The organism is Paenibacillus sp. NPDC056722 (genome assembly GCF_042790635.1).
GTDB classification, from domain to species: domain Bacteria; phylum Bacillota; class Bacilli; order Paenibacillales; family Paenibacillaceae; genus Paenibacillus_AQ; species Paenibacillus_AQ agri.
The window spans coordinates 59,475-75,030 of record NZ_JBHTYV010000008.1 but is presented as its reverse complement, the minus strand read 5'-3'; the positions used below and the strand labels follow the sequence as shown (position 1 = coordinate 75,030).

The following is a 15,556-nucleotide window of genomic DNA, read 5'->3' as shown; positions in this document are numbered from 1 at the left end:
GAATACCTTCTAGATTTTTTATTAAAGGCATGAGAAAAAGCGCAAGCTGAAAGGGATACTGCATCCTCGGGCTTGCGCTTTTTTTGTATTGTTATAGTGTTGTTATGACGGTTGTACCGATTTCAATGTAATCTGTTGTTCTTCGGAAAAAGACTTCTGGGTTCCTGTGCCATCGGCATCTGCTCTAAAGCGAATAAGATAATCCCCGGCAGACGGAATTCGTTTATCATGCAGTTCGAAGGCGATGTCCTGTGAAGGGCCTGTTATGTTTTTAATAGTGAGGGTATGTCCCTCATTACTTATTTGGTCCGCTGTTATATTCCTCCACGGGCCTACCGCTATATAGTCATTTGTGGTAAACGTCAGTCCTTCCAATGTAACTTCCAAGGTTCCATTCGAATAAGCTTCCCCCATAACATAGTCAAAGCGGATCAAGAATGGAAGAGATCCTGCTAAAAATGACTTGGAGGGTACGAACGCGGCTGGGTCAGGAAACCCATAATAAGTTGAAGGCAGTGTTGGTACGGCTGGACGAGCTCCTTTTTGCAAAGTAAATGTAAAGGCATGTTCAGCATCGAGTGGAGACTCTTTACCATCATCATTCGTGGAGGTAAGGATATAGCTGTATCCACTTGCATCCAGATCTCCGATATTGGCGGCAGGGAGTGATCCGTCCGCCTGACTTAAGCCGAGATTAAGCGGGCTTCCCAAGAGATCCTCTTCATCCACGATGCCATTCTCGTTAAGATCCTCCCAACGATAAGCCTTTACTATAGCGTCCGGTTCACTAACCGCGCCAGCCAAGCCTCTAATTTGATCCTGTTCACCCTTGTAGTTATCAATCACTTCAAATTGTGAGATATCGACCGTTGGCACATTTGATTTGATGATCTGATTCAATGTTTTGGTAGCAGTGGTTCCTGTCATCGTTCCCGTTTTGGCTATAGGCGTAACCTCAAGTGTGATATAGCTTCCAAGATCTTCATCGGTCAATTGATAATATTGATTGGTGGCTCCAGAGATAGCTGTCTTGTTAGCTTCCATGGATTCAGAACGATACCATTGATAATTCAAGGAATCAACCTCATCGTTCTCTACGTCAATATAGTCAAAATCAGCAAGGAGTCGATCTCCCACAGTAGGCTCATCTCGTGAAATAATCTGCAAATCCTGAATGGTCGGAGCTTCGTTTATGCTGGATAGATTTGATCCGCGATACTCCTCTTTCCTAAACGCATATGACGTATCTTCGCCTCCGAAATAAAGAACAGCATCTGGTCCCGTCACATCTGAGACAATTTTAAAGCTAAATAAATCAACGACCGATGCCTTGGCGTTCACATGACCTTCTGCCAAAGCCGCATTTAAGACGCGCACAAAGTCTCTCATATCCTCATAGTTTTGATCTGCTGTGATCGTAGCTGTATTAACACCATCGCTAACTGTAAATGTCTTTGGCTGTTCCGTGAAGTTGCTATTGTAGATTCTTTTACTAAGTGCAAACGCAGACGATGTCCCGTAGACCGGAGTCGGCGTTGGAGTCGGTGTCGGCGTTGGAGTCGGTGTCGGCGTTGGAGTCGGTGTCGGTGTTGGTGTTGGTGTTGGTGTCGGTGTCGGCGTTGGTGTTGGAGTTGGCGCCGGTGTCGGTGTTGGAGTCGGAGTCGGGGTCGGGGTCGATGTTGGAGTTGGCGTCAGCGTCGGCTCAGGTGCCGCCGGCGTTGGCGAAGTCCAATTGCTGCTGTTAGTGCTTGTGGTAGTTGGTGTAGATTGTGGAACGACCACCCCTAATACAGGTTCCGGTGTTGCTGGCTGGCTCGGGTTCTCGGCATCCTGTTTAGATTTTTCGACCAGGAATTTAGAAGCCACTAGAGCAACTTCCTGACGAAGTGCGCTGCTCTTCGGCCGGAAGGAACCGTCAGGATTACCTCTCATTAAGTTTAATTCCAGTGCAGCGGCGACGGAATCCTTAGCCCAAGCAGAGATGGAAGATGTGTCACTGAAGGTTAAGTCTTTGCCTTTTCCCGTGATGTCAACAGCTAAGGCATTCATAAAAATAACAGCCATTTGTTCACGGGTCAGCGTATTCGCTGCTCCAAATAGTTCTCCACCTATGCCTTTCACGAGTCCTGCCTTTACTGCAGCTTCCACAGCATTGAAAGCGTATGAATTATTTGGTACATCACTAAACGTAGCTAAGGCAGGTGGGGAAGTCAGATCAAGATTCAGCGTTTTCGCCAGGATAATGGCGAAGTCTTGTCTGGAAATCAAGCCAGTCGGATTAAATTTGCTATCTGTTGTTCCATTTATAATCCCTTTGTCCATTAATTCTAAGATGGCATCTTTGGCGTAAGAATTAGAGATATCAGTAAACGATGCCGAAGCAAATGCGTGAGGTACTAAAGTACCAAGCAGCACAGTGGTAGATAACATAGCTATTGATTTCTTCTTTAACGATTGTTTCTTACTCATAGCCTTCTTTCCCCCTTAAAATTGCTACATGCGACAATTCCCTCGAAAAGTCGACAATATTTGCACGGCTAATTGTACAACTCGCTGCTGAACGTATTCTGGACAATCCCTAGTAGGAAACTTATTTTTGCCCTGAAAATGAAATGTAAAAAAGCCCCCATTTTTAAGGAGGGCTTCTTGATTTTTATGCTTTTTAGGAAAGCTGCCGTACAATGACTTCAACCGGCTGTGGGGGCACGCTGGCAATCAAGTCACCCGTCTGGGTAAGGCGTTCTTCAATGTTGAGCAGATGATAATCGGTAACAGAAACGTCTCGTTCAACTTCTTCCCAGGTCAGAGGTGTTGAGACGGTTGCGAGCGGACGAGCTCTGGGGGTATAGGGCGCTGATAGGGTTTTTCCGCTGTAATGTTGAAGATAGTCAAAATAAATCCGGTCTCCACGATGCTTCTTCAGCCGCTCCAGTGTGAACAGCTCCGGGTGCTTCTCGGTCACAAAACGTCCGACAAAATGTCCTACCCTTCGAAGGTCGTCAAAGGTTACGCCCGGGGTAATCGGAACGATAATCTGAACGCCGGTTGCCCCGGAAGTTTTGGGAACTGAGTTGAGGCCAAGGGATTTCAGCACCTTACCTACAATCGAAGCTGCTTCCATAATGCGCGGCTCCTCTTCGCGGGAAGGGTCCAAATCAATCATCCATTCACAGGGCAACGTGCTGCCCGCAAGGTGTAAGGACGGATGAAACTCCAGCGCTGCGAGATTGCCGAGCCAGAGCAGTTCAGGCAAGCCCTGCAAGGTAATGTAAGTAATGTCGTCGTGGTTGAAGGTCCGGACGAATGGCGGGAGCGGCTCAGGCGCGTTCTTTTGATAAAAAGACATGCCGGTTACGCCATGCGGATAGCGGATAACGGTCAGCAGCCGGTCCCGGCAGTAACGGAGCAGATAGGGAGAGAGAGCGGCAAGCTTTTGCAGATACAGCTTCTTGGTGATGCCGACCTCAGGCCACAGCGGCTTGTCGGGATTGGTGATGATGATCTCCTGCCCGTCTACTGTGATGGAGCCTTTGACTGCAGTGGGCATGCTTGACTCCTCCTTAGGCTTTATTTCCCCGCTGACTTAACAGGCAGTCCTGTGGTGGAATATCCACCTGGGCCTGAATGACAGGCTGGCGGAGTGTTCCTGATGTATTCCACTCTAGAAAATGGATCTTGAAGCAAAGCTGCGGCATGATCCAAAAGGCAGTTTTGCTCCGCTGGGGCAGCGCGGCAAAAGGCATGGTTGGAGCTGCCGATTCATGGGCATACCGGGTAAGCTCCCGCCAATCTTGTACGGTCAGCTTGCCTGCACCAGCATGGCCGATATAATGCAGTTTGCCCTCATCGTCATACAGGCCGAGCAGCAGCGCGTTGACTAGCCCGTCACGGAAGGTGACACCTCCGGCTACCGCTACAAGATCCTGAATGATTTTGCGCTTCTGCCAGCGCTTGTCCTTGCCGTTTAGGGCGTAGGTACTGTCCATTTCCTTACAGACAATGCCTTCCAGCCCGCCCTTTTGGGCGGCATTGAACAGCTCTGCCGGATTGGTATAACTGGGAACGCTCTGCACATGAGGATGCGGCAACAGTATTTCAGCCAGAAGCTGCTGCCTCTTATGCAGCGGCTGGTCGAGTAGCCACCCGCCATTACAATACAGGATGTCGAAGATCATATACATGACCGGCACCTGTCGCTTTACAGCTTGGATCGTTGCTTCCGTCCGCAGACTGTCCCGCCGCATGACCTCGTGAAAAGAAGGCTTGCCGCCGTTGAGGGCGATAATCTCGCCATCCAGAATGACTGAATTTGCTTTACAATAAGCAGCAGCATCCGCAAGCTCGGGATACTGGAGCGTGCGGCGGTTCCCACGCCTGTTAACCAGTTCGGTGCTATTCCCGTCATAATAGGACAGCATGCGAACGCCATCCCATTTGATTTGGGCAATCCACTGGTTACCCTGCGGAAGCTGATCGGCTAGTATGGGCTCGAAGGGGATCACAGGCTTCAGCTTCATCTGCCGGTCCTCTAAGAAATCGTTTCTTTAGACTTAGCGCTGCGGCGCTTAGTCTTAGTCGGTGCGATGACCGGGATGGGGCCGACCTTCGGAGCTCCGGCCGTTGCGGCTGTTGCAGAAGGAGAATTTTCAACAGATGGTGTGGCACCGGCTGGAGGCGTAGCCATAGGGGAAGTCCCGACGGATGAAGCTGCTCCGGCCAGAGGCGTAACCGCAGGTTCCGCCGGTGAGGTCTTTGCCGTTTTTCTTTTACCCGTACCGGCAGTCTTCGTCTTCTTGGTGCCGGACAGGGAGGGTCCAGGGTCTGTGGGAACATGCTGAACAGCCTCGATACTGGCCTGAAGTGCGGCCATCAGGTCGATTACATTGCTCTCTTGCTTGGTAGGTGCAATATGAAATTCCTCCCCTGCAATCTTATGCGAGATGAGATCCTGCATTCGCTGGCGGTAATCGTCCGTATATTTGGACGGCTCGAACGGCGTGGACAGCTGGGAGATCAGCAGCTTGGCCATTTCCAGTTCCTTGTCGTTCACGGCACCGGCACCCGGCAGATTGGGAACTTGAGAAGCCGGACGAACCTCGTCCGGGTAGAAAATCGTCTCAATAGCAATGCATTCCTCCAGCACCCGAATCGCTGCCAGGCTGCTCTTGGAGCGGATGGAGATTTTGGCGATGCCGATTTTGCCCGTCTGCCGCATAGCCTCCATCAATAGCCGGTAAGCGTTGCCTCCAGCCTGATCGGGGGAGAGGTAGTAAGTTTTTTGAAAATAAATCGGGTCAATCTCCGTCAAATCGACGAAATCGAGAATGGTAATGTTCTTACTGCTTTCTTCGTTCAACTGGTCAAGCTCTTCCTTATCGAAGGTGACAAACTTGCCTTTCTCATATTCGTAACCCTTACCAATTTCTTCCCAGGCGACCTCCTTGTCGCAGACCGGGCATTTGCGCACATACGACAACGGGCTGCCGCATTCTTTATGAATGTAACGCAGCGAGATGTCTTTATCCTCCGTAGCGGAGAACATTTTGACCGGAACATGTACAAGTCCGAAGCTGATGGCTCCCTTCCAAACGGTATGCATGATATCGCCTCCTGAACAATTATCTTGCTGCTTTTAATGTTATAAGAGCATAAGGACATGGATTTGCTTTGGCTTAGTATTAGGCTGGATACGTTTTTCTAGCCGGATGCATTTTTTGTGAACCATGGGAAAAAATAAGGTCAGGCAAGCGGCTGTAATTCAGCAATAAGCGTGCTGATATGACGTACGGCGGAGGGGAAAAGATGGGCAAATCTTGGAACGAGTGGAGCGACAGCTTGAGTGAGCAGGACATTCCTGCAGAGGTAGTCGACTGGAATGCCGTCACGTCGAACACGCCAGAGAATGAGGATAGCGCGGATGCGGACAAGTTGGATGCAGAGCAGACCATTGGCGAAGTCCCGCCGATCACAAAACAAAAGGATAAAGCGTAAATGATCCAATTTCACAAGGGAGGAGGACATGACATGGATGTACAACGGGCTAAGGATATTTATGCTTCGAAGGAAATGATTTCGGTTCATCTGGACGGCGATCCGGTCTGGATTGAGCATGTGGATGCCGAGAACGGCATGGCTACCGTGCAGGTGGGGTCACGTCCGACCAATACGCATACCGTTGGCGTGGAACGGCTGGAAGAGAAGCGTTAAGGAATTAGTTATACAATGAACGTCGTAATAATGAGAGCGAGATAAAGAACTGTGTAATAAAGAACTGCGTTGTAAAGAACGACGTGGTGAAGAATTACGTTGAGAAGAACTACCCAGTAAAGAACAGTATCATGCTGTCTAACGGCTTGATCTGCTTCAGGCCTTTTGCCCTTTTTGTGGGCAAGGGCCTTTTTGTAAATATATGAATTTATATGTTTTACGCTTTAAATTATCCTTATATTTCTCGCTGAAACGGATACCGTCCCTTAAAGGACGGCAAAGCCGTTTCTACTTGCGAATCTCAAAAATGACACCGTTGTTGCGGTAAAACAATCATACCGATATAATTAATTGTATTGTACTTCGACAGATTTCTTGGGTAATCTGACGATTACGGACTTATTCAAAGGTGGTATTGAAGTTGGACAATAATGTCGAATCGGTGCTCAAATACCATTCCTGCAGCCTGGAGGATACAGAGAGGCTTGCTGCTGCTCTGGCGGCTGCATCGGTACCTGGTACCGTAATCGGACTGGACGGCGATCTGGGAGCTGGAAAGACCGCTTTTTCCCAACGCTTTGCCCGTCATCTGGGCGTAGAGGGCATCGTCAACAGCCCTACATTTACAATCATCAAGGAGTATGCGGGGCGTTTGCCGCTGTACCACATGGATGTATACCGGATTTCGGTTCAGGAAGCGGACGAGCTGGGTCTGGATGAATATTTCTACGGGCAGGGAGTTTGCCTCGTGGAGTGGAGCAGTATCATCGCCGAGCTGATGCCTCCGCGGCATTTGCATATATACATGGAGACGGTTGGCCCGGACGAACGTATCATCACGGTAACGGGAACCGGCGCGCCTTATGATGAATGGTGCCGGACTCTGGAACAGAACGGGGTTAAGAAGAATGACGAATGAAAATGTAAAGCCGCGCAAGCGGTTTTTGGCGCTTGATACATCGACGGCCACACTGGGGGTTGCCGTCACAGAAGGAGGCGCCGTGCTGCATGAGATTAACGCATCCGGCGAACGGAATCATTCCGTTCACCTGCTGCCGATTATTCAGCAGGCGCTGGCGGCATCGGGAACGGACCCTGCCAGCCTGGCCGGTATATCGGTTGGCATTGGGCCGGGTTCCTATACCGGAACGCGTATAGCCGTGACCGCTGCCAAGACACTGGCCTGGGCTTGGAAACTGCCCGTGGCCGGTGTGTCCAGCCTGCATGCCTTGGCATGGGGCGGCTGGAAGGCCGGTCTCGCCGGAGAGGCTGCGGCGAACCGGCAGGATAACGCCGGCAGCGATGCCGATGCCGGCGTTCCAGCGGAGTCCGGGGCCGGTACCTATGGCCCGGACTGGATCATCCCGCTGCTGGATGCCCGCCGCGGGCAAGCCTATACGGCGCTGTTCGCAGCTGCTGACAGCGGTGCGCCGGTTCGCCTGGAGCCGGACGCCATCCGCCTGATGGCGGATTGGGTGCAGCAACTCGGCGAACGGCTGGAACAGGCTGCTGCGTCAGGCACCAAACCGCGCAGGCTCTGGTTTGTCGGCGAGACGGCGCTGCATGCCAGCGAAGAATCGCTGCGGCCGCTGCAAGGGGCCGCGTGCTTAGAGGCGGTGCCTTATGAATTGGAAGGACGCTGGGCAGGACTGCTCGGCGAAGCAAGACTGGTGCAGGGAGAGAGCGATGACCTGCACAGCATCATACCTAACTATACCCAGCTTTCGGAAGCGGAAGCCAATCTGCAGTTAAGCAGAGAAGGGAGCATAAATAAACGATGACGGAAGCGGAGTCAGTAAGAGGGCAGGGAGACGGTCTTGTTTTTCGCCTGATGAAGGTGGAGGATATTCCCGATATTCTGGTTATCGAACGGGAAGCCTTCACTATGCCGTGGACGGAGGAAGCCTTCCGCAACGAGCTGACACACAATCATTTTGCCAAATATATGGTGATGGAGCTGGCCGGTCATATTATCGGTTATGCTGGAATGTGGGCAATCGTGGATGAGGCCCATGTGACGAACATCGCCCTGCTGGAGGCCTATAGGGGCCGCAAATGGGGAGAACGCCTGCTGGACGAGCTGATGAGAACGGCAGCTTTTTTAGGCATGCAGTCCATCACGCTTGAGGTCAGGGTAACCAATGAAATTGCCCAGAATTTGTACCGCAAAAAAGGCTTCCGCTCGGCGGGTACCCGTAAAGGTTATTACTCCGATAACCGTGAGGATGCGCTCATTATGTGGGCCGACCTGCCGGCTTACGAGGAGCGAAGCATTTTGGAAGGAAGCGTGGACCATAAATGAAGACTGAAACGGGTGCAATTCAGCCTGTGATTATATTGGCAATTGAGACAAGCTGTGATGAAACCTCAGTGGCTGTGGTTAAGGACGGCAGTGAGGTGTTGTCCAACATCATCTCTAGCCAGATCGAGACGCACCGTGCCTTCGGCGGGGTAGTCCCTGAAGTTGCTTCGCGCAAGCATGTGGAAGTAATGACGCTCGTCATTGAAGAGGCAATGTCGGCTGCTAACATAACACCTGAGGACTTAACAGCCATCGCTGTAACGCAAGGCCCGGGTCTGGTGGGGGCGCTTCTGGTAGGTGTAGTAGCTGCCAAAAGCCTGGCGCTTGCCTGGAACAAGCCGCTGATCGGCACACATCATATCGCTGGGCATATCTATGCCAACCGCCTCGTTGCTGAACTGCAGTATCCCTGCATGACACTGGTGGTTTCTGGCGGACATACTGAGCTGGTCCATATGGAGCAGGAAGGTCGCTTTAACATTATTGGCCGCACTCGTGATGATGCGGTGGGCGAAGCCTACGACAAAGTCGCACGTGCATTAGGGTTCCCGTATCCAGGGGGGCCTCATGTGGATCGTTTGGCTCGGGAAGCCGAAGAAGTCGTGCCGCTGCCTAGAGTGTGGCTGGAGCCGGATTCTTATGATTTCAGCTTCAGCGGGTTGAAATCTGCTGTGCTGAATGTAGTCAACCAGAGCAAGATGAAAGGTCTGACACCGAATGTGGCCGGAATTGCTCGGGGCTTTCAGGAGTCGGTTGTAGAGGTGCTGGTCGAGAAAGCCGTTCGGGCTGTCCGGGCACACAGTGCCAAACAATTGCTGCTCTGTGGTGGTGTGGCTGCCAATAAAGGCTTGCGTGAAGCACTGACAGCCCGCTGTGAGAAAGAGGGCATCGAGTTGATTGTGCCTCCGCCGGTTTATTGCACGGACAATGCGGCCATGATCGGTGCGGCTGCTTATGTAAAATGGAAACATGAGGGTGGCATTCCTCTTGATATGGTGGCTGACCCTGGATTTTCGCTGGAAAAATGGTCCGTTCCCGCCTATTGACTTCAGTTCCTTGTCTGGGTATAATCAGTTCAATTATAAATTGACGTAAACGCAATGAATGGAAGCAGTAAGGAAACTCCGGGTTAAGAGAGCTGCGGGATGGTGCAACGCAGTCGAAGGAGACCTGAACTCGTCCGGGAGCGGAGCGGTGGAACAAAGGAAACCCTAGAATAGGGATTGACTGGCAGTGCACGCCAGGCCTTTCATACATCGTTACGGTTAACCTCCGTGAGAGGGTGGTCAAACAAAGGAAAGGACAGCATGTCCGGTTGATTTGTTTGGCTGTTAAGTGGATATTCCAGTGTCGGTGCAGATCAGCCGGTATCAGGAGTATCAACAAGAGTGGTACCGCGAAGGTTAATAGCCTGTCGTCTCTTGAATGAGACGGCAGGCTTTTTTGTATGGTTTTTTTCAAAAAATATACGCTGTGAACGGGAGTAGTAGAAGGCTATGGTGTTCAGAGAGCTGCGGTAAGGTGCGACGCAGTCACCAGAATCTTTGAAGCTCGCCCGGGAGCGGAGCGGCTGAACAACAGTAGGCCGTTACGGTTCGTCCCCGTTACCGGACCTTCCCGCAGGATGAGGATGAACTTCAGCGTCTTGCCGGGAAGAGGAGCTGGACGCATACAGCGAGCAGATGATGTTATACTGTTCGACTGTGCGTCAACAAGAGTGGTACCGCGGAGGGGAAACCCGCCGTCTCTTATAAGAGACGGCGGGTTTTTGCGTTCCTGCGGACCGGATGGAGCGTGGCTGCATCCGAATCCACAGGGCGCGGAGAGTGGGAGTTCCGCTGCATAAACAGCGGAATCCCTGCTGTCATCTAGCTGCCGGCAGCAGTGGGTGGGAATAAGCACAGCCGCAAGTCGACGTACGGCTGTGCGTAATGAACATAACGAATATACACAAAGAAGGATGTCCAGTGAGTCCAAAGCAAGTCCAAAGCAAGTCCAAAGCAAGTTCGCACGCAGTGAGTAAACAGTGGGTACACAGTGCATAAAACGACTTCATAGTTGGATACGAAGCGAGTGCAAAGTAAGTTTGGTGAGTACACAGAGCGCTCACAGAGGGGCATATGCGAGTACAGAGTGAGTACAAAGCAAGTTTAGTGGGTACACAGAGCGCTCACAGAGGGACATATGCGAGTACAGAGCGAGTGCAAAACAAGCGCAGAATGTGTCGTGACCACACGACTAGTACAGCTTCAGGGCCAATACCAATATGCTGACTATCATAAGGGCATGGGGCTAATGATGGGCTAACGATGAGCTAACGGACTCTATAGTCGTTATTTGCCCGTTAAGCCGCTTCTGGAACATGTAACGGACTCAGGGGACGCTATTTTCGCTCAAATCATGGATTTTACACAGGATTTCTACTCATAGCGTCTCTGGAGTCCGTTATTTTTCTGGAACGGTCGATGGTCAGGAAATAACGTCTCTGTGGTCCGTTACCAGACAAAACAAGAAGCAATCCAAAACAAATCTAAACGAGCCAAAACAAACCCAAAACGAATCTAAAGCGAGCCGAAAACAAATCTAAAGCGAGTCCAAAGCAAATCTAAAGCGAGCCCAAAACGAAACTAAAGAGAGCCGAAAGCAAATCTAAAGCGAGCCCAAAGCAAAGCTGAAAAAAACAAACCCAAAGCAAAGCAAAACAAATCAAACCCAAAATCAATCCAAATCTAACACATAAATCAGGAGGGACTTACCATGATTATTCCAGTCAAGAAAAGAATTCAGATTTTTGATACCACACTGCGTGACGGCGAGCAAGCGCCGGGTGCGAGCCTGACGCCGGAGCAAAAGATACTGTTGGCTTACAAGCTTGCAGAGTTGGGCGTAGATGTGATGGAACCGGGATTTCCCGTGTCCAGCCCTGGTGATTTTAACGCCGTGGAGACCATTTCGCGCAAGATACGGAACGTGGAAATTTGCGGATTTGCCCGTGCGGTCAAGGGCGACATTGATGCTGCTGTAAAAGCAACCCGTGATGCCGAGCGGCGGCGGATTCACTTGTTCATTTCCTCCTCGGACATTCATCTTCAGCATCAACTGCGGATGAGCAGACCCGAAGTGGTGGCAAAAGCCCGTGAGATGACGGCATACGCCCGTCAATTCACAGATGTTGTAGAGTTCACGGCGATGGACGCCGCTCGGACCAATATTGATGACCTGATTGAGATGGTGGAGGCTGTCATCGAGGAAGGCGCTACTATTATTAACTTGCCAGATACGGTTGGTTACGCGCTGCCGCATGAATATGGCGAAATGTTCCGGCGGGTGCGGCTGGGGGCCAGAGGTGGAGATAAAGTCATCTATAGTGCCCACTGTCACAATGATCTGGGGCTTGCCGTGGCTAACAGCCTGGCAGCCATTGAGGGTGGTGCGACACAGATTGAGGTCACCGTCAACGGTGTTGGTGAGCGAACAGGCAACTGTGCATTAGAGGAACTGGTCATGGCGCTGGAGACCCGTGGCGACGTTCTGGGTGCAGAGACGGGCATTGCACTGGATCAGCTCTATGAGTCTTCACGACTGATCAGTAGCGCGATGCATTTTCCCATTGCTTACAATAAACCGGTCGTCGGCAGAAATGCATTTCAGCATGAGTCGGGTATTCACCAGGATGGCTTGCTGAAGGATCGCAGCACCTATGAGATCATGGACCCGGAACGCCTTGGTATTCCGCGCAGTATGATTATCCTGGGCAAACACTCCGGCCGACATGCACTGAAAGACAGAGCCGCAAAATACGGCATTGCACTGGAACCGGCGGAACTGGATGCCCTGTACGAGTCGTTCAAAGAAACAGCTGACCGGCAAAAGGTTGTCAGTGACGAGCAGCTTCTGCAGATGGTGAGCAGTACCACTGGACAGCAAGCCCAGGTCTATGAACTGGGTGAGGTACAGGTACTGGCGGGAAGCGCAGCACGGCGTGTAGCTGCTGTGACCGTGCGCCATTTACAGAGCGGCAGCGAGACCTCTCATACCAGCACAGGTGATGGTCCTCTCGGAGCGATTATTGCTGCGATTGGGCAAGGAATTGCGGAAGATATTGATTTTGCCGGGCTGGAACTGCACTCGCTGAGCAGCGGAGAGAATGCCCAGGCTGAGGCTGCTGTGATGGTGGAATGGGGCGGCGCCAAATTCAGGGGTACGGCAATTCACCAGGATATTGTAATGGCTGCCGGATTGGCCTACATTGCAGCCTGCAACGCGGCGCTGCTCTCCACACGGAGTGTAGAAGCGGAGTAGCCAAAAGATGTGCGCTGGCCAACCTGTTCGGCAGATCGCCGCTAGAAATCGGCTTTACGATTGCGCCGGCGGCCGTTTTATCCGCGATTCTCAGCTCCATAGTTCTTCAGGTTTCGGCGAAAGGGAAGGCATGGCCCCCACTTAGCTGTCTTATATTGACTATACCCGCTGTCTGAACTGGAGATGGCGGGTTCTTTTTTGCCATAAAATCACGGGAAATATTAAGGGGAATTGCCTTTGTCAAGGTGTGGACAACGTTATCCACATATTCCGGCCGAATTGTGTAAAAAGTGCGTAAAATCAGCAATACCAGCTCTTTTTTTAAGGGCTTTGATTAGATGGGGGGATGTGAAGTTATTCTGTGGAAATTGTGGATAATGTGGATAGTATAGTGGATAATATTTCCTTGACAACAGAAAGGGCGATTTAATCCATAAAAAAAGCCCCGAAGGGCTGTGTTTAACAAAGAGTTATGCACGAAAACTGGGGATAGAGTTGTGGATAAGTATATTTGAACAAATTGGGAACTGTAAAAATATTTTTTTGAAGCAGATTTACATTATTCGTCAGCAAGGATTTCCCATTCGCTAAAAAATTGACTCAATCGTTCCTTCTTGTCCTTCAATTCTTCCTCATGTTGCTGAAGCGCCAAATAATCCTGGTAGACTTCCGGTTTGGTCATCTCATTCTCTATAACAGCAATCTCTTCTTCCACTGTCGCGATGCTCTCTTCCAGTTCAGCGATCCGGCGCTGACGGTTACGTTCCTCCCGCTTGGCCTGTTTGTCTGCTTCAAAGGAAGAGGCCGTGCCTTTCTCGGCGGGAGGTGGCTCTTTGTCGATGTTTTTAGCAGCAGACTTGAGCGCAGCTTGTTCGGCGGCCTCCTTGGCGATGTCCTCTAGCTCCCGCTTTTTCTCAATATAGTCGTCGTAGTTGCCGAGATACGGGTCGATGCCGTCCGGGTGCAATTCCAGCACACGCTCTGCCATTTTATTGAGGAAATAACGGTCATGGGAAATGAACAGCAGTGTGCCTTCAAAATCAATCAGGGCTGATTCCAGTACTTCACGGCTGACGAGATCCAGATGGTTCGTCGGCTCATCCAGGATGAGCATGTTAGCGCCGCGCAGCATCAGCTTGGAGAGCGCCACCCGCGCTTTTTCCCCACCGCTCAGTGCAGAGACTTTCTTTAGAACATCTTCACCACTGAACAGGAAGTTGCCGAGGATCGTACGAATTCTGGCTTCCTCCAGCATCGGGTATTCGCTCCACAGCTCTTCCAGAACCGTATTTCGCGGATTTAGGCGTGTCTGTTCCTGATCATAGTACCCGATTTTAACCTTGGTGCCCCAGTTTACGGTTCCAGCAGAAGGCTCGCGTGTGCCCATCATGCATTGCAGCATCGTGGACTTGCCGATCCCGTTCGGTCCAATTAACGCGGCGGTCTCACCCCGGCGTAGTTCGAAAGAGGCGTTGCGGAACAGAGGCGGCTGTCCTTCACCGAAGGCAACGGCGACATCACGCACCTGCAGCACTTCTTTGCCTGACATGAAGTCTGGCTCAAAAGCGAAGTTGGCCTTTTTCAGGTCGCCCAGCGGTTTGTCGATCCGGTCCATCTTCTCCAGTGCCTTGCGACGGCTCTGTGCCCGTTTGGTTGTGGAGGCCCGGACGATGTTGCGCTGTACGAACTCCTCCATTTTGGCGATCTCGCCCTGTTGTTTCTCATACTGCTTGAGCCGTGCTTCATATTCGGCTGCCTTAATATCTACATAACGGCTGTAATTGCCCGTATACCGCCGGGACTGGTGCCGTTCAATCTCTACAATCGTTGTCACCAGCCGGTCGAGGAAATACCGGTCATGGGAAACCACGAGAATGCCGCCGGAATATCCGCGCAGGTAATCCTCCAGCCAGGTCAAAGTCTCGATGTCTAAATGGTTGGTCGGCTCATCCAGCATAAGCAGGTCAGGGGCCTGAAGCAGAATCCGGGCTAATGCAAGCCGTGTCTTCTGCCCGCCGCTCAAGGTAGAGATGCGGGTATCCGGTGCGAAGTCGCCGAAGCCCATACCATGCAGGACGCTGCGAATCCGGGTATTCATCTCATAGCCGCCGTGGTCCTTGAACCAGTCAGACTGACGGGCATAACGCTCCAGCAGATCCTCGTACCGTTTGGGGTCTTCAGCGAGTGCGGGATCGGCAATTTGTTCCTCCAGTCGCCGAAGTTCAGATTCAGCTTCTATTAACGGAGCGAAGACCGCGAGCATTTCTTCTTCTATGGTCTTGTCCGATTGTAGTCCGCTGTTCTGGGCCAGATAGCCAATTGTTGTTTCTTTGGATTTATGAATTTGCCCGCTGTCAAAAGACAGTTCACCCGCCAGAATTTGCAGAAAAGTGGATTTCCCGGCTCCGTTAACGCCGACTAGGCCTACCCGCTCTTTTTCATTAACCTGAAGGTTGATACCGTCCAGCACGCTTTGTATTCCATATAATTTCGTAATTCCTGTTGCTTGAAGAAGCATAATGATGAAACCTCCACCCTTGCATATTACGCCTTGGCGCTGTCGCCTCAGCCGCTATAATCACGTATTCCCTTTAGTTTACATGAAAAGCGTTTCCGGTGCGAGAGCTTGCTGGAGGGAAGAAGACCCGAACGTTTCACGAACAGGGCCCGGGACACGGGGAACGCCCGTGCGCAAAACCATGTCTTCGGGCTATCTTGGCGAACCGGGGAGAAGAGTGGTAAACT

At 51.3% G+C, this 15,556-nt stretch carries 12 protein-coding genes and 1 other annotated feature; of the genes, 7 read left to right on the top strand and 5 right to left on the bottom strand.

Annotated features, from left to right (window positions below; translation table 11 throughout):
* Positions 1–102 precede the first annotated feature (102 nt).
* The 4 genes from ACFRAM_RS19305 to ku form a co-directional block, all read right to left on the bottom strand.
* Positions 103–2,469 carry an S-layer homology domain-containing protein gene (locus tag ACFRAM_RS19305; protein WP_379467239.1) on the bottom strand — a complete coding sequence of 789 codons (2,367 nt, stop codon included), beginning with the start codon at positions 2,467–2,469 and terminating at the stop codon, positions 103–105.
* Between the two features lie 193 nt (positions 2,470–2,662).
* Positions 2,663–3,547: a non-homologous end-joining DNA ligase gene (gene ligD / locus ACFRAM_RS19300; RefSeq protein ID WP_379467238.1), complete on the bottom strand. Its 885-nt coding sequence runs from the start codon at positions 3,545–3,547 to the stop codon at positions 2,663–2,665.
* A 13-nt stretch (positions 3,548–3,560) separates the two neighbouring features.
* The gene (locus tag ACFRAM_RS19295; RefSeq protein WP_379467237.1) at positions 3,561–4,517 is read right to left on the bottom strand and encodes an ATP-dependent DNA ligase; all 957 of its coding nucleotides are present in this window, start codon (positions 4,515–4,517) and stop codon (positions 3,561–3,563) included.
* An 11-nt stretch (positions 4,518–4,528) separates the two neighbouring features.
* Positions 4,529–5,599, bottom strand: a complete 1,071-nt coding sequence (ku, locus tag ACFRAM_RS19290) for a non-homologous end joining protein Ku (RefSeq protein WP_379467236.1) — start codon at positions 5,597–5,599, stop codon at positions 4,529–4,531.
* A gap of 203 nt (positions 5,600–5,802) precedes the next feature.
* Here ku and ACFRAM_RS19285 point away from each other — a divergent pair, with 203 nt between their 5' ends.
* The 7 genes from ACFRAM_RS19285 to ACFRAM_RS19255 all read left to right on the top strand — a co-directional run bounded on the left by ACFRAM_RS19285 (position 5,803) and on the right by ACFRAM_RS19255 (position 12,811).
* Complete coding sequence (locus ACFRAM_RS19285; protein ID WP_379467235.1) at positions 5,803–5,991, top strand: hypothetical protein; 189 nt, start codon at positions 5,803–5,805, stop codon at positions 5,989–5,991.
* A gap of 33 nt (positions 5,992–6,024) precedes the next feature.
* Positions 6,025–6,207 (top strand): H-type small acid-soluble spore protein, encoded by a 183-nt coding sequence (locus ACFRAM_RS19280; protein WP_379467234.1) that lies wholly within the window; start codon positions 6,025–6,027, stop codon positions 6,205–6,207.
* 421 nt (positions 6,208–6,628) lie between these two features.
* Entirely contained in the window at positions 6,629–7,126 is a 498-nt protein-coding gene (gene tsaE / locus ACFRAM_RS19275; protein ID WP_379467233.1) for a tRNA (adenosine(37)-N6)-threonylcarbamoyltransferase complex ATPase subunit type 1 TsaE, read from the top strand.
* Entirely contained in the window at positions 7,116–7,988 is an 873-nt protein-coding gene (gene tsaB, locus ACFRAM_RS19270) for a tRNA (adenosine(37)-N6)-threonylcarbamoyltransferase complex dimerization subunit type 1 TsaB (RefSeq protein ID WP_379467232.1), read from the top strand. The genes tsaE and tsaB overlap by 11 nt, the downstream gene beginning before the upstream one ends.
* Positions 7,985–8,509, top strand: coding sequence for a ribosomal protein S18-alanine N-acetyltransferase (gene rimI, locus ACFRAM_RS19265; protein WP_066377428.1), 525 nt, complete (start codon positions 7,985–7,987; stop codon positions 8,507–8,509). The genes tsaB and rimI overlap by 4 nt, the downstream gene beginning before the upstream one ends.
* The gene (gene tsaD, locus ACFRAM_RS19260; protein ID WP_379467231.1) at positions 8,506–9,555 is read left to right on the top strand and encodes a tRNA (adenosine(37)-N6)-threonylcarbamoyltransferase complex transferase subunit TsaD; all 1,050 of its coding nucleotides are present in this window, start codon (positions 8,506–8,508) and stop codon (positions 9,553–9,555) included. Before rimI ends, tsaD begins: the two co-directional genes overlap by 4 nt.
* Positions 9,556–9,973: 418 nt before the next feature.
* Positions 9,974–10,261 (top strand) — a binding site (T-box leader).
* Between the two features lie 1,005 nt (positions 10,262–11,266).
* On the top strand, positions 11,267–12,811 hold the full coding sequence (locus ACFRAM_RS19255) for a 2-isopropylmalate synthase (protein WP_379467230.1): 1,545 nt from the start codon (positions 11,267–11,269) through the stop codon (positions 12,809–12,811).
* A gap of 559 nt (positions 12,812–13,370) precedes the next feature.
* Here ACFRAM_RS19255 and ACFRAM_RS19250 read toward each other — a convergent pair.
* Positions 13,371–15,329: an ABC-F family ATP-binding cassette domain-containing protein gene (locus ACFRAM_RS19250; protein WP_379467229.1), complete on the bottom strand. Its 1,959-nt coding sequence runs from the start codon at positions 15,327–15,329 to the stop codon at positions 13,371–13,373.
* Between the last annotated feature and the right edge of the window lie 227 nt (positions 15,330–15,556).